We start from the raw sequence: 26,111 nt of genomic DNA on the forward strand, positions 1-26,111 counted from the left end.
GAGACGCCCACGTCGAGCACCGCCGCACCGGGCTTGACCATGGCGGCGGTGATGATGCCGGGTACGCCGGCTGCGGCGACCACGATGTCGGCCTGCCGAACGTGCGCCGCCAGGTCTCGGGTGCCGGTGTGGCAGAGCGTGACGGTGGCGTTCTCGGAGCGGCGGGTCAGCAGCAGGCCGAGCGGGCGTCCGACGGTGAGGCCGCGACCGACGACCACGACCTCCGCGCCGGCGATCTGCACGTCGTGGCGGCGCAGCAGCTCGATCGCGCCGACCGGGGTGCAGGGCAGCGGACCGGACTCCCCGAGGACCAGCTTGCCGAGGTTCATCGGGTGCAGGCCGTCGACGTCCTTGTCGGGGTCGACCCGCGAGAGCAGCGCGAACTCGTCGAGCCCCGTCGGCTGCTGCACGAGGAAGCCGGTGCACTCGTCGTCGGCGTTCAGCTCGTCGATGACGGCCTCCACCTCGGCCTGCGTGGCCGTGGCGGGCAGGTCGCGGCGGATCGAGGTGATGCCGATCTCCGCGCAGTCCTTGTGCTTGGCGCCGACGTACCACCGCGAGCCGGGGTCGTCGCCGACGAGCACCGTGCCGAGGCCCGGGGTCACCCCCTGCTCCTTGAGGGCGGCGACGCGCTGCGCCAGCTCTGCCTTGATGGTCCGCAGCGTGGCTGCGCCGTCCAGGGTCTGTGCCGTCACGGCGGCCAGTCTAGGGCGGGTGCGCCTAGGCACCGACCGGCGCACCGATCGTGACCAGGTGCCGCTCGGCGGCACGGGCCGCGGGGTGCGCCACGACCGCCGCAGGGACCCCGATCAACGCCGGTGGTCCACCCACATTCTCGGCACGCGGAACGTGGCTGGACCACCGGTGTGACCGGACACGTGCGAGATCGCCTGCGTGGCGGTGGTCCACCCACACTCTGCGGCCCAACAATGTGGCTGGACCACCGCCCGAGGCGCAGATCAGTGGAAGAAGTGCCGCGTCCCGGTGAAGTACATCGTCACGCCGGCCGCCTCGCACGCGGCGACGACCTCGGCGTCGCGCACCGACCCGCCGGGCTGCACGATCGCCTTCACGCCGGCGTCGATGAGGATCTGCGGGCCGTCGGCGAAGGGGAAGAACGCGTCGGACGCGGCCACGGCGGACGAGGCCCGCTCCCCCGCGCGCTCGACCGCGAGCCGGCACGAGTCGACCCGGTTGACCTGGCCCATGCCGATGCCCACCGAGGCGCCGTCTGCGGCGAGCAGGATCGCGTTGGACTTCACCGAGCGACAGGCGCGCCAGGCGAAGGCGAGGTCGGACAGGACCTCGGCGGAGGCGGCCTCACCGGTGGCGAGGGTCCAGGCCGCGGGGTCGTCACCCTCGGCCGAGATCACGTCGCGCGCCTGGAGCAGGAGCCCGCCCGAGATCGACCGCACCTCCGCACCACCGCGCACCAGCGGCGGGCACTCGAGGATCCGGATGTTCTTCTTCGCCTGCAGCGCCTCGACCGCACCGTCCTCGTAGCCCGGGGCCACGATCACCTCGGTGAAGATCTCGGCCACCTGCTGGGCCATCTCGACGGACACCGGCACGTTGGTGGCGATGACGCCGCCGAAGGCACTCACCGGGTCGCACGCGTGGGCCAGGCGGTGCGCGGCGGCCACGTCGTCGGCCACCGCGATGCCGCACGGGTTGGCGTGCTTGATGATCGCGACGGCAGGCTCGTCGAAGTCGTACGCCGCCCGGCGGGCCGCGTCGGCGTCGACGTAGTTGTTGTAGGACATCTCCTTGCCGTGGTGCTGCGTCGCCTGGGCGAGGCCGGGCCCCTCAGGCAGGAAGCCGTTGGCGTAGAGCGCGGCGCGCTGGTGCGGGTTCTCGCCATAGCGCAGCACCGCCTCCTTGTTCCAGGTGGCGCCCATCCAGGCCGGGAAGCCGGAGCCCTCGCTGGTGTCGGTCAGCACGTTGCCCATCCACGACGCCACGTGGACGTCGTACGTCGCGGTGTGGACGAAGGCCTCCGCGGCCAGGCGCTGCCGCTCGGCCAGCGTGAAGCCGCCGGCGGCCACGGCGGCCAGCACGGCGTCGTACGCCGCGGGCGAGGTCACGATGGCGACGCTCGGGTGGTTCTTGGCGGCGGCGCGCACCATCGACGGACCGCCGATGTCGATCTGCTCCACGCACTCGTCGGGGCTGGCGCCCGAGGCGACGGTCCGGGTGAAGGGGTAGAGGTTGCTCACCACGAGGTCGAACGGCTCGATGCCGAGCTCCTCGAGCTGCGCGACGTGCGACTCCAGGCGACGGTCGGCGAGGATGCCGGCGTGCACGCGCGGGTGCAGCGTCTTGACCCGGCCGTCGAGGCACTCGGGGAAGCCGGTGAGGTCCTCGACCTTGGTCACCGGCAGGCCCAGCGACTCGATCAGTGCGGCGGAGCCGCCGGTGGAGACCAGCTCGACGCCGGCCTCGTGCAGGCCGCGGACCAGGTCGTCGAGACCGGCCTTGTCGTAGACGGAGACGAGTGCTCGGCGGATCGCGATGCGGGACTCGGGCTCAACAGGTGACACGGGACTCCTCGGATGGTTGCGAGTCGAGGCACCCAGGCGTTCGATGCTCTCGCGCGTCACTCCCTGGTGGTGGCCCACCTGCGCCAGTCGTGTGGCAGCAGACTATCGACTGGAGGCCCCGATGCGAACCCGGCGACCCTCCACCGTGATGCCCTCGCGGGCGATCCGCCCGACGGAGTCGACCAGCATCGCGCGCTCGGCCGTCTTGATCCGCTCGTGCAGCGACGCGACGTCGTCGTCCTCGGCCACCTCGACGGGCACCTGGGCGACGATCGGACCGTCGTCGACACCGGCGTCGACGACGAAGAGCGTCGCCCCGGTGACCTTGACGCCGTGCTCGAGCGCGTCCCGGGGGCCGTGCATCCCCGGGAAGGCCGGGCAGAGCGCCGGGTGCGTGTTGAGGGTGAGGAAGCGCTCGAGGAAGTCGGCGGAGACGAGCTTCATGAAGCCCGCCGAGACCACCAGGTCGGGCTCGAAGGCGCCGACCTTGTCGGTCAGTGCCCGGTCCCAGTGCTCGCGGGAGGAGTAGTCGTCGACCTTCGCCACGAAGGTCGGCACCCCGGCCCGGTCCGCGCGCGCCAGGCCCTCGATGTCGTCGCGGTCGGCGCCGACGGCCACCACGCGGGCGCCGTACGACGACTCGGCGCACGCGTCGAGCAGGGCCTGCAGGTTGGTGCCGGCCCCGGACACCAGGACGACGAGACGGGCGGGTCGGTTCACGACACCGGAGTCTAGGCGCGGTGGGAGGGAGCGGCCGCCGCCGTCCGCCGGTCGCGGACCAGCCGCCCCGCGACCAGGGCCGCGATCGCGGTCGTGAGGGGCACGGCGGCGAGGATGCCCAGGCCGCCGACCAGGCCCCGCACGACCTCCTGCGCCACCACCTCCTGGCTGACGGCGATCCCGAACGGCAGCTCGAGGGCGGAGAAGACCAGCATCAGCGGCAGGGTCGCGCCGACGTAGGCGAGGACGAGGGTGTTGACGGTGGAGGCGGCGTGCGAGCGCCCGATGCGCATGGCGCGCACGAACAGGGTGCGGGTGCTGGCGTCGGGATCGACGTCGGCCAGCTCCCACACCGCCCAGGTCTGGGTGACGGTCACGTCGTCGAGCACACCGAGGGCGCCGATGACGAGGCCGGCGAGCAGGAGCCCGCGGAGGTCGACCTGCGCTGCGATGCCGGAGATGTACTGGCTGCCCTCGTCGACCACGCCCGTGAAGTGCCCCACGCCGGTGAAGACCCAGCCGACGACGCCGATCACCAGCAGCGAGACGAGCGTGCCGAGCATGGCCACCGTCGAGCGGACGTCGAAGCCGTGCGAGAGGTAGAGCGTGACGACCATGATCGCCGCGGCGGTCACGACCGCCACCGCGAGCGGCGACGAGCCCTCCATGATGGCCGGCAGGGTGAAGACCGCGATCAGGACGAGGGAGTACGCCAGGCTCGCGAGCGCGCCGATGCCGCGCCACCGCGACAGGGCGAGCACCCCGACCGCGAACAGGAGCGTGAGGACGAGCAGCGGCGGTCCGCGGTCGAAGTCCTGGAAGGCGTACTGCTCCCCCTCCGGGGCCTGACCTGCATAGGAGACGATGATCCGGTCGCCCGGCTCGACGACGGGCGCCTGCGAGCCGTAGGGCAGGAGTGCCTCCGCCGTCCCGGGCGCGCCCGGTCCGGTCAGCAGCTCCACCGTCGCGAGGCTGCAGCCCTCCACGTCCTGGCGGCAGGCACCGATCGACTGCACCTCGGCCGTGCCGCGCTGCACGTCGGCCCCGGGCGCGGTGATCTCCAGGTCACCGTCGGGCCACAGCAGCGCCAGCCCGACCACGGTCGCCAGCACCAGCGGACCGACCAGGAGGCCGATGAGCAGCCGCAGGTCGCGCGGGGCGGGACCGAGGGAGGGTCGCTCGCCGTGGCCGTGACCAGCGCCCACGCTCAGTCCTCCGAGCGGTCGGCGTCGCCCCAGGCGCGGGCCGCGCGCCAGACCAGCAGCGCCACCACCCCGGCGCCGAGGAGGGCGCCGATGCCGCAGGCGGGTACGCCGTGCACGAGCACGTCGCGGGTGAACGGGCCGACGAAGCGCATCCGGCCGGGGCCGGCAGCGCCGCCGGACAGCGAGGCGAGGAGGGCGAAGCCGACGCCCGCCACGAGGCCGCCACCGCAGCCGGCGAGCGCGACCCGGTCCCAGGTGAGCGGCCGGCGGCGCAGGCTCCGGAACGCCGCGACGGCCGCCGTCAGCGGGGGCAGCACCATCAGGCCGCCGATCCAGCCGGCGGGTGTGCCGACGGCCGGCAGGGCCGCGACCAGGGGCACGAGGGGCAGCGGTCCCAGCACGACGGCGCTCGGGGAGACGACGGTGGCCCCACCGACGGCGAACCCGGGTCCGAGCAGGTAGGAGCCGGCGAAGAGGGCGGCGTTGGGGCCGAAGGCCGCGTTGACGAGGGCGTAGAGCACGGCCTCCCCCGGGCTGGGGTGCAGCTGTGCGGTCACGGTCGCCGCGTCGTCGAAGGAGACGGCGAACGCCACGAGGAACACGAGCGCGGACACGATCAGGAAGGTGCTGAGCACGGCCCCGGCCACCGCGGCGCCCGCACGCACGGTCGCGGGCATGAGGGCCGTCCAGATCGCGGCGCGGCCGGACCCGACCGCGATCGCGGGGGCAGCGACGAGCGCCGTCATGGCGATCGTCCAGGCCAGCACGCGTGGCACGGACGGGTCGGCCGTGGAGCCGGCAGCGAGCGTGGCGACGACGACGGCCACCACGGCGTAGCCGGCGAAGAAGGTCGCGATCGCGATGGGCACGGTGAAGTCGCGCTCGCCGTCGGAGATCCGGTCGGCATCCGGGCCGTGGCCCGACACCGCGTCGCCGACCCGGTGGCCCAGGCGCCACATCGACCACACCGAGATCGCGGTGATGCCGAGGGGCACGATCGTGATCCGGGCGCCGAGCACGGTCAGGCCGGAGCCGTGGCCGGCGAGCCAGGCGAGCGCACCCATCCGCATGCCGTCGCGCGGTGCACCGTGCACGCCGGCGTCGGTGACGAACCACCCGATCACGCCCACCGCCAGCAGCACCACCAGCGGCCCCAGGGCGGCGAGCACGCCGCCGAGGGTCGCGACCAGCACCAGCGGCCGGGGGCGGGCAGCGTCGGTCCGGGCGCTGTCGGGTCGGGTGAGGAGCGACGTCATGGCCGGGTCATCATCACCCGGCCCGCAGCGCGGATCGCGCTCCCACGCCGCCCGGCGCGGGCAGGGGGAGCGATGTGCGCCGTGTGTGTGGCTCCCGTACCGTGGAGCGGTCATGAGGAGCCCGGAAACCTTCGACGCCTACTACGGCGAGACGCGCACGCGACTCCTGCACGAGGCGTACGCCCTGACCGGCGACGCGCCGGCGTCGCGGGCCGCCGTGCGGGACGCGTTCGTCGTGGCCTGGCACCGCTGGCGCAAGATCGGCGTCCTCGACGACCGCGACGCCTACGTCCGGCCCCTCGCCTTCCGCCGCGCCCGTCGCCGGCACACCGCGCGCATCTGGCACCGGGACAAGTCCCTGGCCCCCGAGGCCCGGTCCACGCTCGACGCCCTGTCCAAGCTCACCACGCGCCAGCGCGAGCTCCTCGTGCTCAACGGCCTCTCCGCGCTCTCGCTCAACGACATCGGCCGGATGGTCGGGCTGCCGCGCTCCGACGCCGAGCGCGAGCTGCAGACCGCCACCTCCCAGTTCTCGCTGCACCGCGACGTCCCGACGACCGAGGTCCGCCGGCTGCTCGACGACCTGGCCGAGCCGCTGGAGTCGATCCGTTGGCCCCGCGCCACCGCGATCCGCCGCGCCGGGGCCGCCCGACGGCGTACGCACACGGTGATCGGTGCCGGCCTGGCCACCGCCGCACTCGTGGTCTCGGGGTCGCTGGTGGCGACGGGGTCGCAGGCGGAGGCCACCAGCCTCAGCGACGAGAAGGCCACCGCCGGTGTCACCGTCCACGCTCCCGCGTCGGCCACGGGCGAGGAGATCATCGACGAGGGGTCGCTGCTCTCCGCCGCGCAGCTGTCGCGCTTCGGCCCCGGGCTGGAGTGGGCAGAGACCGCCACAACCGACAACCTCGCCGGCGACGGGCTCCTGGCGCCGTGCCAGCGCGAGCGCTTCTCCGACCCCGACGGCATCACCGCCCTCGCGCGCACCTGGGAGGGCTCGGCGACCCGCACCGTGACCACGCAGGTCGGCAAGGGCGACCAGCGGCGCACCCGCAAGCGTCGGGTGACGCGCACCGAGTCGACGGCGGTCCAGATCGTCGAGATGTCCCGCGACGCTGAGCAGGCCGTGCAGAGCTTCGAGACCGCCTCGATGTGGTACGCCGGCTGCATCGACCCCCGCACCCAGCTGATGTCGACCCGCACGGTGAAGCGGGTGGGCGACGACGCCCGCGCGTTCCGGTTGCGGGCGTGGGGCAGGTCGCCGGCCACGATCAGCGTCGCCGTGGCCCGCACCGGCAACCTCGTGGTCACCAACGTCGTCCGCAGCCAGGGGCGACCGGTCAGCGACAAGGCCACCCAGACCGCCCTCGCCGCAGCCGTCAACGGCCTCTGCGGCTCCGACGGCGCCGCCACCTGCGCGGGGCGCTCCCGGTCGCGCTCCGTCGTGCCACTGGACATCGGCATGCCTCCGGGTCTGCTCTCGTCCGTGGACCTCCCGCCCGTCTCGGGAGTGCGCGGCCCGTGGGTCGGCACCGACCCCGAGCGCGCCCGCACGAACGACGCCGCGACCCGCTGCGACCGCACGAGCTTCACGGGCCCCGGCATCCGCCGCGCGCTGACCCGGACGTTCCTCTTCCCCGAGACCCGCAACGCCCGCCAGCTCGGCCTCACGCAGACCGTCGGCGCGATGCGCCCGGGCGCGGCCCGCGACTTCGTCGAGACCGTCCGCACCCGGATCCGCCAGTGCGGCCAGGCCAACCTCGGCACCAGCGTCACCCAGCTCGCGTCCACGTCGACGCAGGCGCGCGACCTGAGCGTGTGGTCGCTGTCGATCGAGCTCAACGACACGCAGTCCTTCCCGTTCCTCATGGCGATCGCGCGCGACGGGACCGCTGTCTCCCAGCTCGGCTTCACCCCCGACCCCGGCATGACGATGTCGCGCACCGACTTCATCGCCCTGTCGCGCCGCGTCCTCGAGCGGCTCGAGGCGCTGCGCAGCAAGACCTGACGCAACCTTTTCGCCGCCGGCGGTGTCCTACCTGCCATGAGGCTCCGCTCGACGCTCCTGACCGCCGCCCTGGCGGGCACGCTCGCCGTGGGCGCGTGCGGTGGCGGGTCGCCGGAGGACGCGACCGACAGCGCCAGTCCGACGGGCCCGTCCGGGGGGTCCGCCGCGGTGCCGGAGACGCCCGGCCCCGGCACCGAGATCCCGGACGACTTCCCGCTGTCAGCCGGCATGGGCGGTCCGCAGGACGCCATCCCCACGTCCCGGACGGGCACGGGGCTGCGGGACCTGGCCCTCTGCGGCACGGCCCCGCTGCGCGGCCTGGGCGTCCGCGACCGGATGATCGCCGACAACAGCGGCGGCGAGTCCGCCAACACCCGCGAGCTGGTGCTGCTGGGCAGCCCCGACGAGGCGGCGCTGGTCGCCCGGGCCTTCACCGACCTGCCGTCCGGGTGTCGGACCCCGACCGTCAACGGCGACATGGAGACGGTCACCGAGGTCCGCCGGTCGCCGTTCGGCCCGACTCCGGCGGTCACCCTCATCCAGACCTACACGTTCGACGGCGAGCCCGGCACGGGTGCGACGGTCATCCACGTCGTGCCCGTAGGGGCCGCGCTCCTGATCACCTCGACGTACGGCGAGTGGACCGACGCCGCCCTCGAGCAGGGTGTCACCGACACGGTCGACGCCATCCGCGAGACCGTCGCGGGCCTCGACCTGTTCGCCGAGGGCACGCCGAGCGGCGGGGCCTCCCCCGAGCCGACCGAGTCCCCCGAGGCCACGGAGCCCACGGAGCCCACCGCACCCGCCACGGCAGCGCCGGACGGCGTCACCGAGATCCCCGCGGACTTCCCGCTGGGCGTCGGGCTGCCGGAGGGCGACGGCGAGACGCGGGTGTCGACGCCCTCCGCGGACGGCGAGGGCGTGGGCGAGGTCGAGATATGCGGCACTGTCGCCTGGCCGCGCGACGGCACCGCCGGGGGCGTACGACGCCTCGTCACGAGGGCGCTCGGGCCGGAGTACTTCGACGGCCGCGAGCTGCTCGTCCACGCCGACGCGGAGGTGGCCGGCAAGGCGATGGCCGCCGTCCGCCAGGCGGCGGAGAGCTGCCGCAGCCTCGACAACCAGGTCTGGACCGTGCTGGACCGCGACACCGGCCACGACACGGTCACGATGGGCCTGACCTACGACCAGGGACTCGGCAGCTCCGTCTTCCAGGTCACTCGCGTCGGTTCGGCACGGCTGATGGTCAGCACCTACGGTGAGGGCTCGCTCGCATCGCTGGACGAGCAGGCCGACCAGGTCACGGGGACCACGGGGAAGATCGTTCCGGCGATGTGTGTGTTCACGAGAACGGGGTGCTAGACATGTCCATTCCTTCGACGCTGGCCAGCTCGGCCTGCCCGACCCTGCCGTCGCCTCGCCGTGTCTCCGCGGTGGCGCCGGTCCGCCTCCTCGGGGCGCACGTCGTGTGGCGCGTGCTCTGGGAGGCGGGACGCCACCCGCGCCCCGAACGCCGGACGGGCCCCGCAGGTGGACCTGCGGAGCCGTCTGGAGTGAGCCGGGGGCCCACGGGGTGGTTCAGAGGTTCGCGAGGACCTCGCGCATCAGCTCGGCCGTCTCGGACGGCGTCTTGCCGACCTTGACCCCGGCGGCCTCGAGGGCCTCCTTCTTGGCCTGGGCGGTGCCCGAGGAGCCGGAGACGATCGCCCCGGCGTGACCCATGGTCTTGCCCTCGGGGGCGGTGAAGCCCGCGACGTAGCCGACGACCGGCTTGGTGACGTGGTCCTTGATGTAGGCCGCGGCACGCTCCTCGGCGTCTCCACCGATCTCGCCGATCATCACGATCGCCTTGGTCTCCGGGTCGTTCTCGAAGGCCTCGAGCGCGTCGATGTGCGTGGTGCCGATGATCGGGTCACCACCGATGCCGATGGCGGTCGTGAAGCCGTAGTCCTTGAGCTCGAACATCATCTGGTAGGTCAGCGTGCCCGACTTCGACACGAGGCCGACCGGGCCCTTGCCCGCGATGGTGTGCGGCGTGATGCCGGCCAGGGACTCCTCCGGCGTGATGATGCCGGGGCAGTTGGGGCCGATCATCCGGGTGGACTTGCCGTCGAGGTAGGCGACGACCTCGGCCGTGTCGAGGACCGGCACGCCCTCGGTGATCACCACGAGGAGCGGGATCTCGGCGTCGATGGCCTCGATGCACGCGTCCTTGGTGAAGGCGGGGGGCACGAAGGCCACCGACACGTTGGCGCCGGTCTCCTTCATGGCTTCCTCGACCGTCCCGTAGACGGGCAGCTCCTTGCCTCCCAGCTCGACGGTGGTGCCGGCCTTGCGCGCGTTGACGCCGCCCACGATGTTGGCGCCGGACTCGACCATGAGGGTGGTGTGCTTGGCACCCATCCCGCCGGTCATGCCCTGGACGATGATCTTGGAGTCCTTGTTGAGGTAGATAGACATCGTTTCTGTTTCTCTCTCTCAGGCCTGGTGGGCGAGCTCGGCGGCCTTGTCGGCCGCGCCGTCCATGGTGTCGACCTGGGTGACCAGCGGGTGGTTGAGCTCGTCGAGGATCGCGCGACCCTGCTCGACGTTGTTGCCGTCGAGGCGTACGACGAGCGGCTTGGTGGCCTCGTCGCCGAGGATCTCGAGTGCGCCCTTGATGCCGTTGGCGACCTCGTCGCAGGCGGTGATGCCGCCGAAGACGTTGACGAAGACGCTCTTGACCTGCTCGTCGTTGAGGATCACGTCGAGGCCGTCGGCCATCACCTGGGCGTTGGCGCCGCCGCCGATGTCGAGGAAGTTGGCGGGCTTCACGTCGCCGTGCGCCTCACCGGCGTACGCGACGACGTCGAGGGTGCTCATCACGAGGCCCGCGCCGTTGCCGATGATGCCGACCTGGCCGTCGAGCTTGACGTAGTTGAGGCCCTTGTCCTTGGCCTTCGCCTCGAGCGGGTCGGCCTCCTCGCGGATCTCGAACTGGGCGTGGTCGGGGTGGCGCACCTCGGAGGCGTTCTCGTCGAGCGAGACCTTGCCGTCGAGCGCCTCGAGCTTGTCGCCCTCGAGGCGGGCCAGCGGGTTGACCTCCACCAGGGTGGCGTCCTCCTCGACGTAGACCTTCCACAGCGCCTGGACCATCTCGATGGCCTGGTCGCGCAGCTCGGCGGGGAACTTCGCCTCGTCGACGATCGCGGCGGCCTTCTCGGGGGTCACGCCCTCGAGGGCGTTGATCGGAATCTGCTTCACGGCGTCGGGGTTGGTCTTGGCGACCTCCTCGATCTCCACGCCGCCCTCGACCGATGCGATGCACAGGTGCGAGCGGTTGGAGCGGTCGAGCAGGAAGGAGAAGTAGTACTCCTCCACCGGCGGCGTCGCCGGGGTGACCAGGACGCGGTTGACCCGGAGCCCCTTGATCTCCATCCCGATGATGTCGCGGGCGTAGGACTCGGCCTCGTCGGCGGTCTTGGCGATCTTGACGCCACCCGCCTTGCCGCGTCCGCCGGCCTTCACCTGCGCCTTGATGACCGTCACGCCGCCCATCTCCTCGGCGGCGGCGCGCGCGGCCTCGGGGGTCTCGGCGATCACACCCAGGGTGGTCACGACTCCATGCTTGGCGAAGAGCTCCTTCGCCTGAAACTCCATCAGATCCACGACGTACCCAGTCCTTTTCGTCTGCAACAGTGCGCGGGATTTCCTCTCGGCACCCTAGACCTGTCGCTGGGCTCGCACGAGTTCGGGCCACCGTGGTGCTGGTCACCCCGGGCTACGTTGTCGGGCATGTCCTCCCCGACCTCAGCGGTGATGTGGTTCCGTCGCGACCTGCGGGTGCGGGACAACCCCGCCCTGCTGGCCGCGCTCGACGACGGATCGGTCACGGCGCTCTTCGTGGTCGATCCCGCGATCTGGGCGGGCGCCGGTCCGGCCCGGCAGGCGTGGCTCGCGGCCAACGTGCTCTCCCTCGCCGAGCGGATCCCGCTGACCATCCAGCTCGGCGACCCGGCCGACGTGGTGCCGCGCGTGGCCGCCGGCCGACGCGTCCACGTCGCGGCGGAGACCACGCCCTACGGCCGGCGCCGCGACGAGGCGGTCGGGCAGGCGGTCGAGCTGGTCGCCACCGGGTCGCCGTACGCCGTCGGGCCGGGCCTGGTGCGCAACGGCAGCGGCAACCCCTACCAGGTGTTCACCGCCTTCGCCCGCGGCTGGCGCGAGCACGGCTGGCCAGAGCCGGCCCCCACTCCCCGCTCCCCCGACGTCGAGCCGGCCGAGTCGCACCAGCGGGCTGTCAGCATGCTCGAGAAGGCCGTCGCCGACGCGCCGTTCGACCTGCCCGCCGCCGGCGAGGACGCCGCCTGGCGTCGCTGGCACGACTTCGTCCGCGACGACATCGCCGACTACCCGCGGGAGCGCGACCGCCCCGACCACGACGGCACCTCCCGCCTCTCCCCCTACCTCCACCTCGGCGTGCTGCACCCGCGCTCCCTGCTGGCCGAGATCGACACCCGATCGACGTACGCCAACGAGCTGGCCTGGCGGGAGTTCTACGCCGACGTGCTGTGGCACACCCCGGCGTCGGCCTGGTCGGACCTCAAGCCGGCACTGGAGGGGATGGCGTACGACGAGCCGGACGACGCCGTCGAGGCGTGGCGGACGGGCACCACCGGCTTCCCGATCGTCGATGCCGGGATGCGCCAGCTGCTCCACACCGGCTGGATGCACAACCGGGTCCGGATGATCACCGCGTCCTTCCTGACCAAGGACCTGCACGTGTGGTGGCCGGTCGGCGCGCGGCACTTCCTCGACCTGCTCATCGACGGCGACGTGGCCTCCAACAACCACGGCTGGCAGTGGGTCGCCGGCACCGGCACCGACGCCTCGCCCTACTTCCGGGTCTTCAACCCGATCACGCAGGGCCTCAAGTTCGACCCGCAGGGCGACTACGTACGCCGCTGGGTGCCCGAGCTCGACCACCTCCCGGGCAAGGCGGCGCACGAGCCCTGGATGTCGGACGTGGGCTACGAGAAGGACTACCCGCAGCGGATCGTGGACCATGCCGACGAGCGGCGCGAGGCGCTCGATCGCTACCAGGCCGCCCGCGGCTGAGCACGGCCCGCGTGGTCGTCCCTCGTCCGGATATCGACCACCCGGCGGGGTGAGGTGAACAAATTGGTCGCTGGTTGCACTATCTCGTGATCTTTCCGTTACAGTCGTGCGCGGTCTGGCCGACCACCCCCCTGAACCGGCAGATTGGTAATCACCCCTATGGGCAACCACCGAGCGGAGCGCGCTCCCCAGCGTCGCACCTCGGCACCGGCAGCTCCCGTGACCGGAAAGCGCCGTGCCACCACGCCGCCCCGCCGCTCGCTGGTCAGCAGCCTGCCGTCCCTCCCGCTCGTGGCGGGCGTCGCCGTGCTGGCGATCTCCGCCGGCGGCGCGGTCACCGCGTCCGGGGTCGGTGCCACCGCCCTCACCTCCGGCTCCTCGCTGGACGCCTCCGGCTCCGTCGGCTCCGCCGCCGGGCAGGCGCTCTCGCGCCGCGGCGCCGTCGTCAGCCGTGACTACACCCGCGACACCGACGTCGAGGCCACCGACCCCGAGCTCGTCGCGCTGGCCGAGAAGCAGATGGCCGAGCGCACCGCCAAGCTCGACCAGATGCGCCAGGCAGCCGAGAAGCAGGCGGCGAAGATCAAGGAGAACAAGTGGGTTCTCCCCCTCGCCAGCTATCAGATCACCGCGACCTTCGGGCAGTACGGCCTCTGGGCCAGCTATCACACCGGCCTCGACTTCAACGGCAACACCGGTGACCCGATCATGGCCATCGCCAACGGCACCGTCACCTCCACGGGCTACGACGGCGCCTACGGCAACAAGACCGTGGTCACCCTCGACGACGGCACCGAGATCTGGTTCTGCCACCAGACCTCGATCTACGTCTCGGTCGGCGACAACGTCACCGGCGGCGAGGTCATCGGCACCGTCGGTGCGACCGGCAACGTGACCGGCTCCCACCTGCACGTCGAGGTCCGCCCCGGTGGCGGCGGCCCGGTCGACCCGTTCCAGGCCTTCGTCGAGCACGGCATCGTTCCCTGACCGACTCGCGGAGCGAGTCGGAAGTCAAGGGAGATTGAGCAAGCCGCGGCTGAGGAACGAAGTAGCCACGGCGCACGTCGAGATCTTCGACCAGTCGGCGTCACCGCCCGAGTCACGGCGATCAGCGGCTGAGGAACGAAGCCGCGGAGGGCGTGACGCTCGAAGCCTCGGTTTCGACACGCTCGCTGCGCTCGCTGCTCAACCAGCGGCAGGCTGCGCTCGCTGCTCAACCAGCGGCAGGCTGCGCTCGCTGCTCAACCAGCGGCGGGCTGCGCTCGCTGCTCAACCCGCGGCGGGCTGCGCTCGCTGCTCACCCAGCGGCAGGCTGCGCTCGCTGCTCAACCAGCGGCAGTCCGCACCCAGCCGCCGGTTGAGCCGGGCGAGGAACGAGCCCGAGTCGAAACCAAGGCCCCCCGCCCGATGACCTACAGCTTCTCCACCGGCGCATACCTGAGCAGCAGCCGCTTCACGCCGTCGGACCCGAAGTCGATCGACGCCACGGACTTCTCCGCGACCCCGTCGACGGCGACGACCGTGCCCATCCCGAACGAGTCGTGCACCACCCGGTCACCCGGTGACAGGCTCGGGATCTCGCGCGCCGGCTTGGACTTGGCGGCGACGTCGGCCCGCATCGCGGCCGAGGAGAAGTTGCGCCGACCGGCGTCGGTGGGGGTGCCGAGGCGGGTAGAGCCGCCGGTGTGGTCGGGCCGCCCCCACCGCGTCTGCTCCGCCGCCGTACGACGCCAGTCGACGAGGTCGACGGGCAGCTCGTCGAGGAACCGGCTGGCGGGGTTGTGGCTCGGCGCCCCCCACGCGGACCGGACCAGGGCCCGGGAGATGTAGAGGCGCTGCTCGGCACGGGTGAGCCCGACGTAGGCGAGGCGGCGCTCCTCCTCCAGCTCGGTCTGGTCGCCCAGCGAGCGCTGGTGCGGGAAGACCCCGTCCTCGAGGCCGGTGAGGAAGACGACCGGGAACTCCAGGCCCTTGGCGGTGTGGAGGGTCATGAGGGTGACCACGCCGGAGTCGTCGCCGTCGGGCGCGTCGGGGATCTGGTCGGCGTCGGCGACCAGGGCCACCCGCTCGAGGAAGTCGCCCAGGCCGACCGCGACGGTGCCGGCCTCGACCTCCGCGGGATCGGCACTGGGACCGGGCTGCGGGTCCTCGGCGAACTCGCGAGCCACCGCGACCAGCTCGGCGAGGTTCTCCACGCGGGTGCCGTCCTGCGGGTCCTCGCTGGCCTCGAGCTCGGTGAGGTAGCCCGAGCGCTCGAGCACCGACTCCAGGATCACGTCGGGGCGCTCGTCGGCCGCCACCATCGACTGCAGCTCCTGCACCATCGCGACGAAGGCCTCGATGTTCTTGAGGCTGCGGGTGGCCAGGCCGGGGGCCTCCGCCGCTCGCGTCAGCGCCTCCCAGAACGTGATCCGGTCGCGGTCGGCCAGGGCGGCGATGCAGGCCTCGGCGCGCTCGCCGATGCCGCGCTTGGGGGTGTTGAGCACGCGGCGCAGCGAGATCTCGTCGGCGGTGTTGACCAGCATCCGGAGGTAGGCCAGCGCGTCGCGGACCTCCTTGCGCTCGTAGAAGCGCACCCCGCCCACGACCTTGTAGGGCTGGCCGGTGCGGATGAACACCTCCTCGAAGACGCGCGACTGCGCGTTGGTGCGGTAGAAGACGGCGACGTCGGCCGGGCGGATGGCGCTGTCGTCGACGAGCCGGTCGATCTCCTGGCTGACGAAGCGGGCCTCGTCGTGCTCGTCGTCGGAGACGTAGCCGACGATGCGCTCCCCCTCCCCCGCGTCGGTCCACAGCCGCTTGGCCTTGCGGCCCCGGTTGTTGGCGATCACGGAGTTGGCCGCGGTGAGGATGGTCTGCGTGGAGCGATAGTTCTGCTCGAGCAGGATCGTCGTGGCGTCGGGGAAGTCCTGCTCGAAGTCGAGGATGTTGCGGATGTCCGCACCACGGAACGCGTAGATCGACTGGTCGGCGTCACCGACGACCATCAGCTCGCTCGGCTCGACACGCTCCGCGGCCTCGTGCCCGTCCTCCTCGAACGCTGTGTCCATCTCGAAGGACGCGCCGCACAGCTGCTGGATGAGGCTGTACTGCGCGTGGTTGGTGTCCTGGTACTCGTCGACCAGCACGTGGCGGAACCGGCGGCGGTAGTTCTCGCGCACGTCGGGGAAGGCCTGCAGCAGGTGGACCGTCGTCATGATCAGGTCGTCGAAGTCGAGCGCGTTGGCGTCGCGGAGGCGGCGTTGGTAGTGGGTGTAGGCCGAGGCGTAGGCCTCCTCGAAGCTGTTGCGGGCCTCCTTGGTGGCGTCCTCGGGGTCGCGCAGCTCGTTCTTCTGGTCGGAGACCCAGTGCAGGACGGCGTTGGGCTGGTAGCGCTTGGGGTCGAGCTCGAGGTCGCGCAGCACCAGCGTCATCAGGCGCTTGGAGTCGGCGGCGTCGTAGATGGAGAAGTTCGACTTGAAGCCGACCCGGTCGATCTCCTTGCGCAGGATGCGCACGCACGAGGAGTGGAAGGTCGAGACCCACATGATCTTCGCCCGGTTGCCGACCAGGTGCTGCACGCGCTCCTTCATCTCGGCCGCGGCCTTGTTGGTGAAGGTGATCGCCAGGATCGAGCCGGGGTGCGCCTTGCGCTCCGAGATCAGCCACGCGATGCGGCGGGTCAGCACGCGGGTCTTGCCCGACCCTGCGCCGGCGACCACCAGCAGCGGGGCGCCCGCGTGCGTCACGGCCGCCCGCTGGGGGTCGTTGAGACCCTCGAGGAGGGGGTGGTCGATCAGGGCTGCGTCGGGGGCGTCGGTGGGGCTCATGTCGAGCCAACCCTATGCGGCGGGTGGGACACCCGCGTGCCCGCGCCCGGCGCTGCGGATCAGGCGTGCACGGGCGACCAGAACACGGCCACCGCGATGTTGGCGATCGTCAGCGCGAGGAGTCCGAAGTAGAGGCCCTTCGGGATGCTCGGCTTGCGCATGTTGACCATCACGAGCACCAGGATGACGAGCCCGACGGCGAACTTCACGCCGATCTTGGCGTGGTCGGGCGTGCCCAGGCTCTCGAGCACCCCCACCAGCAGCAGGCCGGCCAGGAACGCCGTACCGATGCCGTCGCGCATCAGCGAGTTGACCACCTTGGTCTCGTCGCGGACCTGCACCAGGAGGCCGCCGAGCAGCGCGGCGTAGCCGAGGATGTGGACGAAGAGCAGCACCAGCCGCAGGGTCTCCATGCGGACACCCTAGCCAGCCGGCGGGTCAGCCCTTGCGCTTCGTGCGCGGCGCGGGACGTACGACGAGCACCGGGCACGGCGCGTAGTGCTGCACCCGCTGGGCGGTGCTGCCCACCAGGACGCTGTCGCTCAGGCCACGGCCACCGGCGGCCACGACGACGAGGCCGGCGTCGTACTGCTGGGCGGCCTTGATGATCTCGTTGGCCGCCGACCCGCTGCGGATCCGCTTGTGGACCTTCGGGCCCCAGCCGTCGTAGACCTTGGCGATCGCGTCGACCGCGCTCTGCGCGGCCTCGCGGAACGACCCCGCGGCCGGCCACTTGCCCTCGGAGAGGTCGTCGGCGAAGGCGACCGAGGCCAGGGGCCGGATCACCGCGACCACGGAGATGTCCGTGATCTTGGCGGGGTCGGCGAACGCCTTGAGCTGCTTGGCGGCGGCCAGCGACTGCCGCGAGCCGTCCGTGGCGACGATGACGTGCATGTCAGGCCTCCTCGAGGTCGGGCGTGCGGGACCCGGTGCCCCGGCTGCCGAAGAAGTACTCAGCGAGGAAGAGCACGCCACCCACGCCGAGCAGGCCCGCGCACCAGATCAGCGAGTGCGGGTCGTCGTAGACGGTGAAGCCCAGGATCGCGAGGTTGCCGACCAGGCCGACCATCAGCAGCGGCGCGCTGGCGTGGAAGATCTCGTCGTGCTCGTCCTGCCCGCGGAGCTTGAGGCAGGAGACGATCACCAGGGCGTAGATGGCGAGCAGCAGCACGACGGTGACCGTGGCCAGTCGGCCGACCAGGTCGATGCCGCCGCCGGACGCGGTGACCAGGGTGCCGATGACGAGCAGCAGGCCGACCACCAGGCCGCTGAAGAGCAGCCCCACCCACGGGCTGCGCCGGACCGGGTGGATCTTGGCGAAGACACCGGGTACGACGTCCTCGCGGGCCATGCCGTAGAGGATGCGCGGCTGCGTGACGATCGTGACCAGCGTGGTGTTGGTGATCGCGATCAGGGCGATGACCGAGAAGACGGTGGTCATCAGGTCGGTCGAGAAGGGCAGGATGCCCGCCTTCACGACCTCGAGGAGCGCGGCGTCCGAGTTGGCCAGCGTCTCGACCGGCACGGTCAGCGCGGCGGCGATCGAGACCAGCACGTAGACGAGCCCCGCGACGAGCATGCCGCCGACCAGCGAGCGCGGGAACGCCTTGTAGGGCTCGATGGTCTCCTCGGCCACGTTGACGGTGTTCTCGAAGCCGGTCATGGCGAAGAAGGAGAAGGAGATGCCGGCCAGGACCGCGAGCGCGGGGCTGCCGTAGTCGCCGGAGGCGTCGATGTGCGTCAGCACGCCGAAGTCGGCGTTGCCCTGGGCGACGTAGACGATGCCGATGACCAGCACGACCACCAGTCCGAAGACCTCGACGAAGGTCATCAGCATGTTGATGACGACCGACTCGGTGATGCCGATGTAGTTGACGACCACGAGCAGGGCCACGAAGACCAGCGAGACCAGCAGCGCGGGCGGACCGGCCCACAGCTCGGCGAAGTAGGACGCGAAGCCGGTCGCCAGCGAGCCGGACGCCGCCATGCTCGCGGCGAGGAAGGACACCGTGATCAAGAAGGTGAGCGCACGGTTGCCGAAGGCCTTGTTGACGTAGAGCGAGGCACCGGCGGCCTGGGGGTACTTCGTCACCAGCTCGGCGTACGCCGCCCCGGTGATCGCCGCGACCGCGACGCCGAGGGCGAAGGCGACCCAGAAGGCACCTCCGACCGCCGCCGCGACCAGTCCGATGAGGACGTAGATGCCCGACCCGAGCACGTCGCCGAGGGTGTAGAAGAACAGCAGGCGGCCGGTGATGGAGCGCTTGAGCTCGCTCTCGTGCTCGTCCGGACGGGGGACGGTGGCGGTGTCTGACATCCCCCGACCCCACCGTTCGGGGCGGGAGTTGTCAAACGTCGCCCACCCCGTTGGAGGGCATCCCGCCTAGAGCAGTCGACGGTCCGAGGCCCACTTCGTCAGCTCGTGACGACTCGAGAGCTGGAGCTTGCGCAGCACCGACGACATGTGGGTCTCCACGGTCTTCACCGAGATGAAGAGCTCCTTGGCGACCTCCTTGTAGGCGTAGCCGCGGGCGATCAGGCGCATCACCTCGCGCTCGCGCTCGGTCAGCCGGTCGAGGTCCTCGTCGACGGCCGCGACGTCGATGGAGCCGGCGAAGGCGTCGAGCACGAAGCCGGCCAGGCGCGGCGAGAAGACCGCGTCTCCCCCGGCGACCCGGGTGATCGCGTCGACCAGCTCGGGGCCGGTGATCGTCTTGGTGACGTAGCCGCGCGCGCCGCCGCGGATGGTGCCGATGACGTCCTCGGCCGCGTCGGACACCGACAGCGCGAGGTAAAGGGTGTCGGGCGACGGCTGGCGGCGCATCACCTCCACGCCACCCCCGCCGGGCAGGTGCACGTCGAGCAGCACCACCTGGGGCTGGAGGTCGCGGACCACCGCGATCGCGGCGTCGGCGTCGGCCGCCTCGCCGACCACCTCGACCAAGCCGGCGCCGGTCGCGGCCAGCTCGGAGCGGACCCCTGCCCGGAACATCGCGTGGTCGTCCACCAGGACGACGCGCACGGGTCCCCGGGCCGAAGCGGTGGGCTGGCTCAGGCTCATCGGTTCTCCTCGTCGTGTGCACCGGAGCTGGTGCGGGGCATGTGCAGCCGGACCTCGGTGCCCTCGCCGGGAGCCGAGCGTACGTCGGCCCGGCCGCCGTGGCGCGCCATCCGGTCCACGATGCTGTTGCGGACGCCCTGGCGGTCGGTCGCGACCGCGTCGACGTCGAAGCCCGCGCCGCGGTCGCGGACGAAGACGTCCACCGCGCCGCCCGAGGTCTCGGCGAACACGTCGGCGCGCTGCGTGCCGGCGTGCTTGGCGACGTTGACCACGGCCTCGCGGGTGGCGTGCACGAGCGGACGCAGCGACTCGTCCAGCGGGCAGTCGCCGACGGTCACCACGTCGACGACCACGTTGTGCTGGGACTCGACGTCGGCGGCCATCTCCTTGAGGGCACCGGCCAGCGTGGTCGCGTCGCTGGACTCGGCCTCGAAGAGCCACTGGCGCAGGTCGCGCTCCTGCGAGCGGGCCAGCCGGGCGACGGTCGTCGCGTCGTGGGCGTTCTTCTGGATCAGGGCGAGGGTCTGGAGCACGGAGTCGTGGAGGTGGGCGGCCATGGCGGCGCGCTCCTGGGTGCGGACCCGCTCGGCGCGCTCGGCGCCGAGGTCGTTGATCAGCCGCACGGCCCACGGGCCGACCACGATCGCCAGTCCGAGCAGGCCCAGCAGCCCGGCGACCAGGACCGGCACCGCGAAGGTCGCCTGGCCGGCCGCCACCGCGAAGACGATGAGGGCGGTGACGATCAGGCCGAGCCCGGCCGCGATCCGGCCGTAGGCCGCCCACCCGCCGTTGCCGAAGACCGCGCGGAACGGGTCGATCCGTCCCGAGGAGTCGATCCAGCGCTCGCGCTGCGCCTCGTCGGCCTGGCGCCACAGCAGGGCGATGCCCGCGATGCCGAGGACGACCGGCCAGAAGAGGACGCCCTGGCCGAAGATGCCCTCGAAGCCCAGCACCACGCCGAAGAACAGGGCACCGAGCGCGATCGCGGGGCCGGCGTCGCGCAGTCGCGACCGACGGCCGGGGCGCTTGCCGGTGCGGGTGGCGCTCTCGAGGCCGGGGGCGCTGACCTCGAAGCCCTGGTCGGCCGGCAGGAACACCCACAGGCCGGCGTAGAGCATGAGGCCGAAACCGCCGAGGAACGCCGTCGCGACGAAGAAGCACCGCACCCAGAGCACCGGCACCGCCAGGTGCGCGGCCAGGCCTGCCGCGACACCCCCCACGATCGGTGAGTGGGTGTCGCGGTAGGCGCGGCGGGCCTGGCCGGCCCGGGGCGAATGTGTCTGCGTCATCGTGTCTCCATCGTCGCAGGCGCGCACGTGCGCGACCATGAGGACTGACCCCGAGCCGACCCTGAGTCCGTCCGGGGTGGAGGCAGCCGCAATCAGGGCTGTCCCCGATGGTGCGGCCGGCCGCCGCGGACGAGAGTTGAGCCATGGACAACGCCAGCACCGAACCCACCACCGGCACCGCCACCGGCGCGAGCGAGCAGCCCACGCCGCCGCCCACCGGTCCCCGCGTCGACCGGGACCAGATGAGGGACCTCGGCCGACTGCGCCGCAGCGTCACCGACCGGCACATCGCCGGTGTCTCCGGCGGCATCGCCCGGCACCTCGACGTGGACCCGATCATCGTCCGGGTCGCCCTGGTGGTGGCGGCCTTCTTCGGCGGTGCCGGCCTGCTCGCCTACGTCGGCGCATGGATCCTGGTCCCCGAGGAGGGCACCGACGACCAGCCGCTGGGCCTCGACGAGCGCAGCCGCTCGCTCGCCCTCGCCGGGGTCGGCGTCCTCGCGCTGCTCTGCGCGGTCGGCGACTGGGCCGGCGCCTTCTGGTTCCCGTGGCCGCTGGCGATCGTCGCGGCCCTCGCCGTGTGGTTCCTGCACCGCAAGGACCGCTCGTCGCCCGGCCGCAGCCCCCGCCAGGGCTACGACTACGGCCACGGCTACGGCTACGGCTACGACCAGCCCGTGCCTCCCGGCGGGACCGCCGCGAGCGAGACGTCGTACGCAGCTGCGACCGACGACCCGACGGCTCCCCCGACCTACGGTCCGGTCGTCGAGCCGGCGCAGTGGGGCGAGTACACCCGCGAGCCGCGCCGGCCGCGCAACCCGCGTCGCCGCGGACCGATCCTCTTCTTCTTCACGCTCGCGCTGGTCGCGCTGGCCGAGGGCGTCCTCGGTGTGGTCGACCTGGCCGGCGCGTCCGTCGCCGACAGCGCCTACCCCGCGCTGGCCCTCGGCCTCATCGCGACGATGCTGCTGGTCGGCTCCTTCTGGGGCCGTGCCGGGGGCCTGATCGCCCTGGGCGTCGTCGCCGCGGTGGCGACCGCCGGTGCCACCCTCGGCAACGACTTCCCCGACGACCGCTTCGACTACGCCCCGACGAGCGCCGCGCAGGTCGAGGACAGCTACGACTTCGGTGGTGGCGTGCTCACGCTGGACCTGTCCGACGTCTCCGACGTGGACGCCCTCGACGGCCGCGACATCGCCATCGACGGCGTCGGGGGTCGGGTCGAGGTGATCGTCCCCGACGGGATGGACATCTCCGTCACGACCCAGGTCGTGGCCGGCGACAGCCGGGTCTTCGACCGCCAGCAGGACGGCTTCGACGTCGCCCTCGACAACATCCGGGACGGTGGGGACCAGGTCCCCGACATGTCCATCGCCATCGACCTGGTCGCCGGCGAGATCATCGTCCGCGAAGCCGCCTGAGGAGCACACCATGACCGACAACAGCTATGACACCGACCTCTACGGCTACGACGAGCCGATGACCGGCCCGCTCGACGCCCCCTCGAAGCCCTCCGGACGGCACCCGGTCAACATCACCCAGCTCGTCATGGGCGTCGCCTTCGCCGGCATGGTGCTGGTCTGGGCGCTCGTGCAGGGCGACGTGGTCGACACCAGCGAGCTGCGCTGGCTCCTGCCGATCCCGTGGCTCGCCGCCGGCGCGGCCGGGCTCGCCGCCACGGTGTGGCCCTCGCGCTCGCGCTGAGCTCCTACCCGTCGACCTTCGTCGGGATGGGGGTGGTCTCGAGCGAGCAGGCGGGCAGGGCGAACCACCTGAGGTCGTCGAAGTCGGCGCCGAGGTGCGCCGGGTCCGACCAGTCCGGAGCCGATGCGGCAGCCATGATCGCGCGGCCCTCGTCGAGGTGCTCCCTGAGCACCGAGACGGGGGCCGTCGTCGTGTGCGAGGGCCACGTCATCGTGCCGTCGGCGGCGTACGACACGTCGGCCAGGCGCAGCGGCGGCTCGACGGCGCCGGTGCGGTGGTGCCACAGGCCGGTCAGCGGGTCGAAGCGGTAGTCGCCCAGCAGCCGCCAGCCCTCGCGCGCCACGAGGCGGACGGCCTCCACGACGTAGGTGAAGACCTCCTCGTCGACGAAGTAGTTGAAGTTGACCCGCACCCAGCCGGGCTTGATGCCCTCGCAGCCGCCGGCGATCTGGGCCTCGAACTGGTGGCTGGTGGCCAGGTCGATGTCGAGCAGCCGGTGGCCGTAGGGGCCGGCGCAGGAGCAGCCGCCGCGGGTCTGGATGCCGAAGAGGTCGTTGAGCAGCGCGACGACGTAGTTGTGGTGGAGGTAGGACCCGTCGGGCGCCTTGAGCACGAAGGACACGATGGAGAGGCGCTGCGACTCGAGGTTGCCGAGGATCTGGATGGTCGGCTCGGCCACCCACGCCGCGACGGCGCGGCGCAGCATCTCCTCCTCGTGTGCCTGGATCGTCTCGACCCCGACGGCCTCCTTGAGCTGGAAGACCAGCCCGGCGCGGATCGACTCGACGATCGCCGGGGTGCCGCCCTCCTCGCGGTGCGCCTTGTCGTCGAGGTAGCGGTGCTCGGTCGGGTTGACGTACATGACGGTGCCGCCGCCGGGCACCACGGGCACGCGGTTGGTCATCAGCTCGCGGCGCACGACGAGCACACCGGGCGTGCCGGGTCCGCCGATGAACTTGTGCGGGCTGAGGAAGATCGCGTCCTTGCGCGAGCGGCCGGGGCCGTACATCTCGATGTCGACGTAGGGCGCGCAGGCGGCGAAGTCCCAGAAGCTCAAGGCCCCGTGCTCGTGCAGCAGGTCGGCCACGCCCTCCGTGTCGGTGACGATGCCGGTGACGTTGGAGGCGGCCGAGAAGGAGCCGATCTTGAGCGGCCGGTCGGCGTGCCGCTCGAGCTCCTCGCGCAGGTGGTCGAGCGAGACCCGGCCGTCGGCGTCCTCGTGGATGGTCACCACGTCGGCGATGGTCTCGCGCCACGGGATCTCGTTGGAGTGGTGCTCGAAGGGCCCGATGAAGACGACCGGGCGCTGGTCGGCGGGGATCTGGGCGCTCAGGTCGTAGGCGTCGTCGAGCGCCGCCGGGATGCGCAGGCCGAGGATGCCGATCAGCTTGTCGATCGCGGCGGTGCTGCCCGACCCGCAGAAGACGACGACCGTCTCGTCGTCGCCGCCGACCCCGTCGCGCACGAGCCGCCGCGCGTCCTCGCGCAGCCGCGTCGTCTGCAGGCCGGTGCCGCTCGCCTCGGTGTGGGTGTTGGCGTAGGCCGGCAGCACCTCGTGGCGGATGAAGTCCTCGATGAAGCTCAGGCTGCGGCCCGACGCGGTGTAGTCGGCGTACGTCACCCGGCGGGGGCCGTAGGGGCCCTGCATCACCTGGTCGTCGCCGATGACGGACGCGCGGATGCGCTCGAGGAGGGCGGACGCGGCAGCCGAGTCGTGCTTCACGGTCCGAGGGTACGCCGGTGCGAGGGGGCGCCTTCCATCAACGGAAGCCGGCGCCGCGCACCTCCGCCAGCGCCGCCTCGGGGTGGTCGGTGATGACCCCGTCGACGCCGGCGGCGAGCAGCGCCCGCACCTCCGCGGCCATGTCGCCCAGCGCGTCCGGGGCGTCCCCGTGGCGGAGATTGCTCGGCAGGAAGCGGTTCTCGCCCCTCACCGTCCACACGTGGACGGTCAGCCCGCGGCGGTGGGCGTCGCGGACCAGGCTCGAGGGCTCGCCGATCGCCCCGGTGCGGTCACGCGGCAGGACCAGCGAGGTGTGCGGCCCGATGCCGTCGGCGTACTCGTCGATCCCGTCCAACGCCTCCGGGGTCAGCTCGTCCCCGACCTCGATCAGCTGGATCAGCGGCAGCCGGGTCCGGCCGGCGAGCCGGCGGAGGATGGCGGACTCGAACGACAGGAGTCCGACCCGCGCCCAGGGATGGTCGAGGCCCTGGCGCGCCAGCCCGCGCAGCAGGGGGACGTCGAGCGGCAACCCGATCGCGTCGTGGTGGGCGGCGTGCTTGAGCTCGAGGAGCACCCCGACCGGACGGCCGCGACGGATCGACTCCGCGCCGACCATGGCCAGCACCTCGGTGAGCGTCGGGATGCCCTCGGCACCGTCGTACGCCGTGTTGCCGGGGCGCGTCGACGGCATCCGCTCGCGGGTGGCGAGCGTCTTGAGCTGCGGAAGGGTGAGGTCCTGCACGAACCAGCCGTGCTGCTCCTCCCCGTCGACGGTGAGGGTGCGGCGCAGGTCGGCGAGCTCGGTGCGACCCGCGACGTCGGTGGTCGCGCTGAGCTCGAGGTCGTGCCGGGCGACCAGCACCCCGTCACGCGTGGCGACGAGGTCCAGCTCGATGTCGTCGACGCCCATCCGGATGGCCGTCCGGTAGGCGTCGAGGGTGTGCTCGGGACGGTGCCCGCTCGCACCGCGGTGCGCGACCACGGCAGGCGTGAGGACCAACGACGGGGCCGACTCGAGCGCCTCGCGGGTCACCGTCATGCCCACAGGCTGCCGGGCCCCGGAGGCCGTCCGGCGACCTCAGGGTGAATGGCGCATGATGAGCGCGTGACGCTCCCGAGCTTCCCGGCCCTGACCTCCCTCCCCGCCGTCGACCACCCCGACCTGGTGGCCCCACCCGTCGCCGCGGCGCTCGCCGCCTGGCCGGGTGCGGCCGGGATCGCCGTCGTGGACATCGACCCGGACCTCGCCGACACCGCGGCGATGAGTGAGGCGTACGACATCTCGATGACCGCGGGCGGCAACTGCGTCGTCGTCTCGGGGGCGCGGGCCGGTGACGAGCGGATCGCGGCGTGCGTGGTCCGCGCCGACACCCGCGCCGACGTCAACACGCTCGTGCGCAAGATGCTCGACGTCCGCAAGGCGTCGTTCCTGCCGATGGAGCGGGCGGTCGCCGAGACCGGGATGGAGTACGGCGGCATCACCCCGCTCGGGCTGCCCGACGGCTGGCGGGTCCTGGTCCACGACGCGCTCCTCGAGGAGCCGGTCGTCGTCATCGGCAGTGGCGTACGCCGCTCCAAGCTCCTGGTGCCGGGGCGGCTGCTGGCCGACCTGCCGGGCGCCGAGGTGGTGCCGGACCTCGGCCGGTGAGCTGCTGCCGGGCATGACGCACGTCGGCTCGGGTACTGCCGGGACCCACCA

General features: G+C 72.2%; 22 protein-coding genes. 7 read left to right on the plus strand and 15 right to left on the minus strand.

Annotated features, from left to right (window positions below):
• The 5 genes from JWN97_RS11015 to JWN97_RS11035 form a co-directional block, all read right to left on the minus strand.
• A partial coding sequence (locus JWN97_RS11015) for a tetrahydrofolate dehydrogenase/cyclohydrolase catalytic domain-containing protein (protein WP_297622410.1) occupies positions 1 to 695 on the minus strand: 695 nt, incomplete at its 3' end.
• 264 nt (positions 696 to 959) lie between these two features.
• Complete coding sequence (gene purH, locus JWN97_RS11020) at positions 960 to 2,540, minus strand: bifunctional phosphoribosylaminoimidazolecarboxamide formyltransferase/IMP cyclohydrolase (protein ID WP_297622412.1); 1,581 nt, start codon at positions 2,538 to 2,540, stop codon at positions 960 to 962.
• Between the two features lie 102 nt (positions 2,541 to 2,642).
• Entirely contained in the window at positions 2,643 to 3,260 is a 618-nt protein-coding gene (gene purN / locus JWN97_RS11025; RefSeq protein WP_297622413.1) for a phosphoribosylglycinamide formyltransferase, read from the minus strand.
• Between the two features lie 11 nt (positions 3,261 to 3,271).
• The gene (locus JWN97_RS11030) at positions 3,272 to 4,465 is read right to left on the minus strand and encodes a YibE/F family protein (protein ID WP_297622415.1); all 1,194 of its coding nucleotides are present in this window, start codon (positions 4,463 to 4,465) and stop codon (positions 3,272 to 3,274) included.
• A gap of 2 nt (positions 4,466 to 4,467) precedes the next feature.
• Positions 4,468 to 5,721 (minus strand): DUF6350 family protein, encoded by a 1,254-nt coding sequence (locus JWN97_RS11035; RefSeq protein WP_297622417.1) that lies wholly within the window; start codon positions 5,719 to 5,721, stop codon positions 4,468 to 4,470.
• A gap of 112 nt (positions 5,722 to 5,833) precedes the next feature.
• Between JWN97_RS11035 and JWN97_RS11040 the strand changes: the two genes are divergently transcribed.
• Positions 5,834 to 7,729, plus strand: a complete 1,896-nt coding sequence (locus tag JWN97_RS11040) for a hypothetical protein (RefSeq protein WP_297622419.1) — start codon at positions 5,834 to 5,836, stop codon at positions 7,727 to 7,729.
• A 36-nt stretch (positions 7,730 to 7,765) separates the two neighbouring features.
• On the plus strand, positions 7,766 to 9,091 hold the full coding sequence (locus JWN97_RS11045; RefSeq protein ID WP_297622421.1) for a hypothetical protein: 1,326 nt from the start codon (positions 7,766 to 7,768) through the stop codon (positions 9,089 to 9,091).
• A gap of 216 nt (positions 9,092 to 9,307) precedes the next feature.
• Here the strand turns inward: JWN97_RS11045 and sucD are convergent, their stop codons facing one another.
• The gene (gene sucD / locus JWN97_RS11050) at positions 9,308 to 10,189 is read right to left on the minus strand and encodes a succinate--CoA ligase subunit alpha (protein WP_297622423.1); all 882 of its coding nucleotides are present in this window, start codon (positions 10,187 to 10,189) and stop codon (positions 9,308 to 9,310) included.
• 18 nt (positions 10,190 to 10,207) lie between these two features.
• Positions 10,208 to 11,377, minus strand: coding sequence for an ADP-forming succinate--CoA ligase subunit beta (sucC, locus tag JWN97_RS11055; protein ID WP_297622425.1), 1,170 nt, complete (start codon positions 11,375 to 11,377; stop codon positions 10,208 to 10,210).
• 126 nt (positions 11,378 to 11,503) lie between these two features.
• Here sucC and JWN97_RS11060 point away from each other — a divergent pair, with 126 nt between their 5' ends.
• Positions 11,504 to 12,826, plus strand: a complete 1,323-nt coding sequence (locus JWN97_RS11060) for a deoxyribodipyrimidine photo-lyase (RefSeq protein ID WP_297622427.1) — start codon at positions 11,504 to 11,506, stop codon at positions 12,824 to 12,826.
• A gap of 219 nt (positions 12,827 to 13,045) precedes the next feature.
• On the plus strand, positions 13,046 to 13,813 hold the full coding sequence (locus tag JWN97_RS11065; RefSeq protein ID WP_297622429.1) for a M23 family metallopeptidase: 768 nt from the start codon (positions 13,046 to 13,048) through the stop codon (positions 13,811 to 13,813).
• Positions 13,814 to 14,238: 425 nt separating this feature from the next.
• Here the strand turns inward: JWN97_RS11065 and pcrA are convergent, their stop codons facing one another.
• The 6 genes from pcrA to JWN97_RS11095 all read right to left on the minus strand — a co-directional run bounded on the left by pcrA (position 14,239) and on the right by JWN97_RS11095 (position 20,985).
• Positions 14,239 to 16,635 (minus strand): DNA helicase PcrA, encoded by a 2,397-nt coding sequence (pcrA, locus tag JWN97_RS11070; protein WP_297622431.1) that lies wholly within the window; start codon positions 16,633 to 16,635, stop codon positions 14,239 to 14,241.
• Positions 16,636 to 16,694: 59 nt separating this feature from the next.
• Positions 16,695 to 17,048, minus strand: coding sequence for a hypothetical protein (locus tag JWN97_RS11075; RefSeq protein WP_297622433.1), 354 nt, complete (start codon positions 17,046 to 17,048; stop codon positions 16,695 to 16,697).
• 25 nt (positions 17,049 to 17,073) lie between these two features.
• Positions 17,074 to 17,529 carry a universal stress protein gene (locus JWN97_RS11080; protein WP_297622435.1) on the minus strand — a complete coding sequence of 152 codons (456 nt, stop codon included), beginning with the start codon at positions 17,527 to 17,529 and terminating at the stop codon, positions 17,074 to 17,076.
• Between the two features lies 1 nt (position 17,530).
• Positions 17,531 to 18,952, minus strand: a complete 1,422-nt coding sequence (locus JWN97_RS11085; RefSeq protein ID WP_297622437.1) for an APC family permease — start codon at positions 18,950 to 18,952, stop codon at positions 17,531 to 17,533.
• 66 nt (positions 18,953 to 19,018) lie between these two features.
• Entirely contained in the window at positions 19,019 to 19,696 is a 678-nt protein-coding gene (locus JWN97_RS11090) for a response regulator transcription factor (protein WP_297622439.1), read from the minus strand.
• Entirely contained in the window at positions 19,693 to 20,985 is a 1,293-nt protein-coding gene (locus tag JWN97_RS11095; protein ID WP_297622441.1) for an ATP-binding protein, read from the minus strand. The genes JWN97_RS11090 and JWN97_RS11095 overlap by 4 nt, the downstream gene beginning before the upstream one ends.
• A gap of 143 nt (positions 20,986 to 21,128) precedes the next feature.
• Here JWN97_RS11095 and JWN97_RS11100 point away from each other — a divergent pair, with 143 nt between their 5' ends.
• Positions 21,129 to 22,406, plus strand: coding sequence for a PspC domain-containing protein (locus JWN97_RS11100; protein ID WP_297622443.1), 1,278 nt, complete (start codon positions 21,129 to 21,131; stop codon positions 22,404 to 22,406).
• Between the two features lie 10 nt (positions 22,407 to 22,416).
• The gene (locus JWN97_RS11105) at positions 22,417 to 22,689 is read left to right on the plus strand and encodes a hypothetical protein (RefSeq protein ID WP_297622445.1); all 273 of its coding nucleotides are present in this window, start codon (positions 22,417 to 22,419) and stop codon (positions 22,687 to 22,689) included.
• Between the two features lie 4 nt (positions 22,690 to 22,693).
• Here JWN97_RS11105 and JWN97_RS11110 read toward each other — a convergent pair whose 3' ends face one another.
• Positions 22,694 to 24,412, minus strand: coding sequence for an aminotransferase class V-fold PLP-dependent enzyme (locus JWN97_RS11110; protein WP_297622447.1), 1,719 nt, complete (start codon positions 24,410 to 24,412; stop codon positions 22,694 to 22,696).
• 37 nt (positions 24,413 to 24,449) lie between these two features.
• A complete protein-coding gene (locus JWN97_RS11115) occupies positions 24,450 to 25,451 on the minus strand; it encodes a glycerophosphodiester phosphodiesterase family protein (RefSeq protein ID WP_297622449.1) in 1,002 nt (333 codons plus the stop codon).
• Positions 25,452 to 25,499: 48 nt separating this feature from the next.
• Between JWN97_RS11115 and JWN97_RS11120 the strand changes: the two genes are divergently transcribed.
• Positions 25,500 to 26,060, plus strand: a complete 561-nt coding sequence (locus JWN97_RS11120) for a YbaK/EbsC family protein (RefSeq protein WP_363321281.1) — start codon at positions 25,500 to 25,502, stop codon at positions 26,058 to 26,060.
• Positions 26,061 to 26,111: the final 51 nt, after the last annotated feature.

The organism is Nocardioides sp., assembly GCF_025965415.1.
Taxonomy (GTDB): domain Bacteria; phylum Actinomycetota; class Actinomycetes; order Propionibacteriales; family Nocardioidaceae; genus Nocardioides.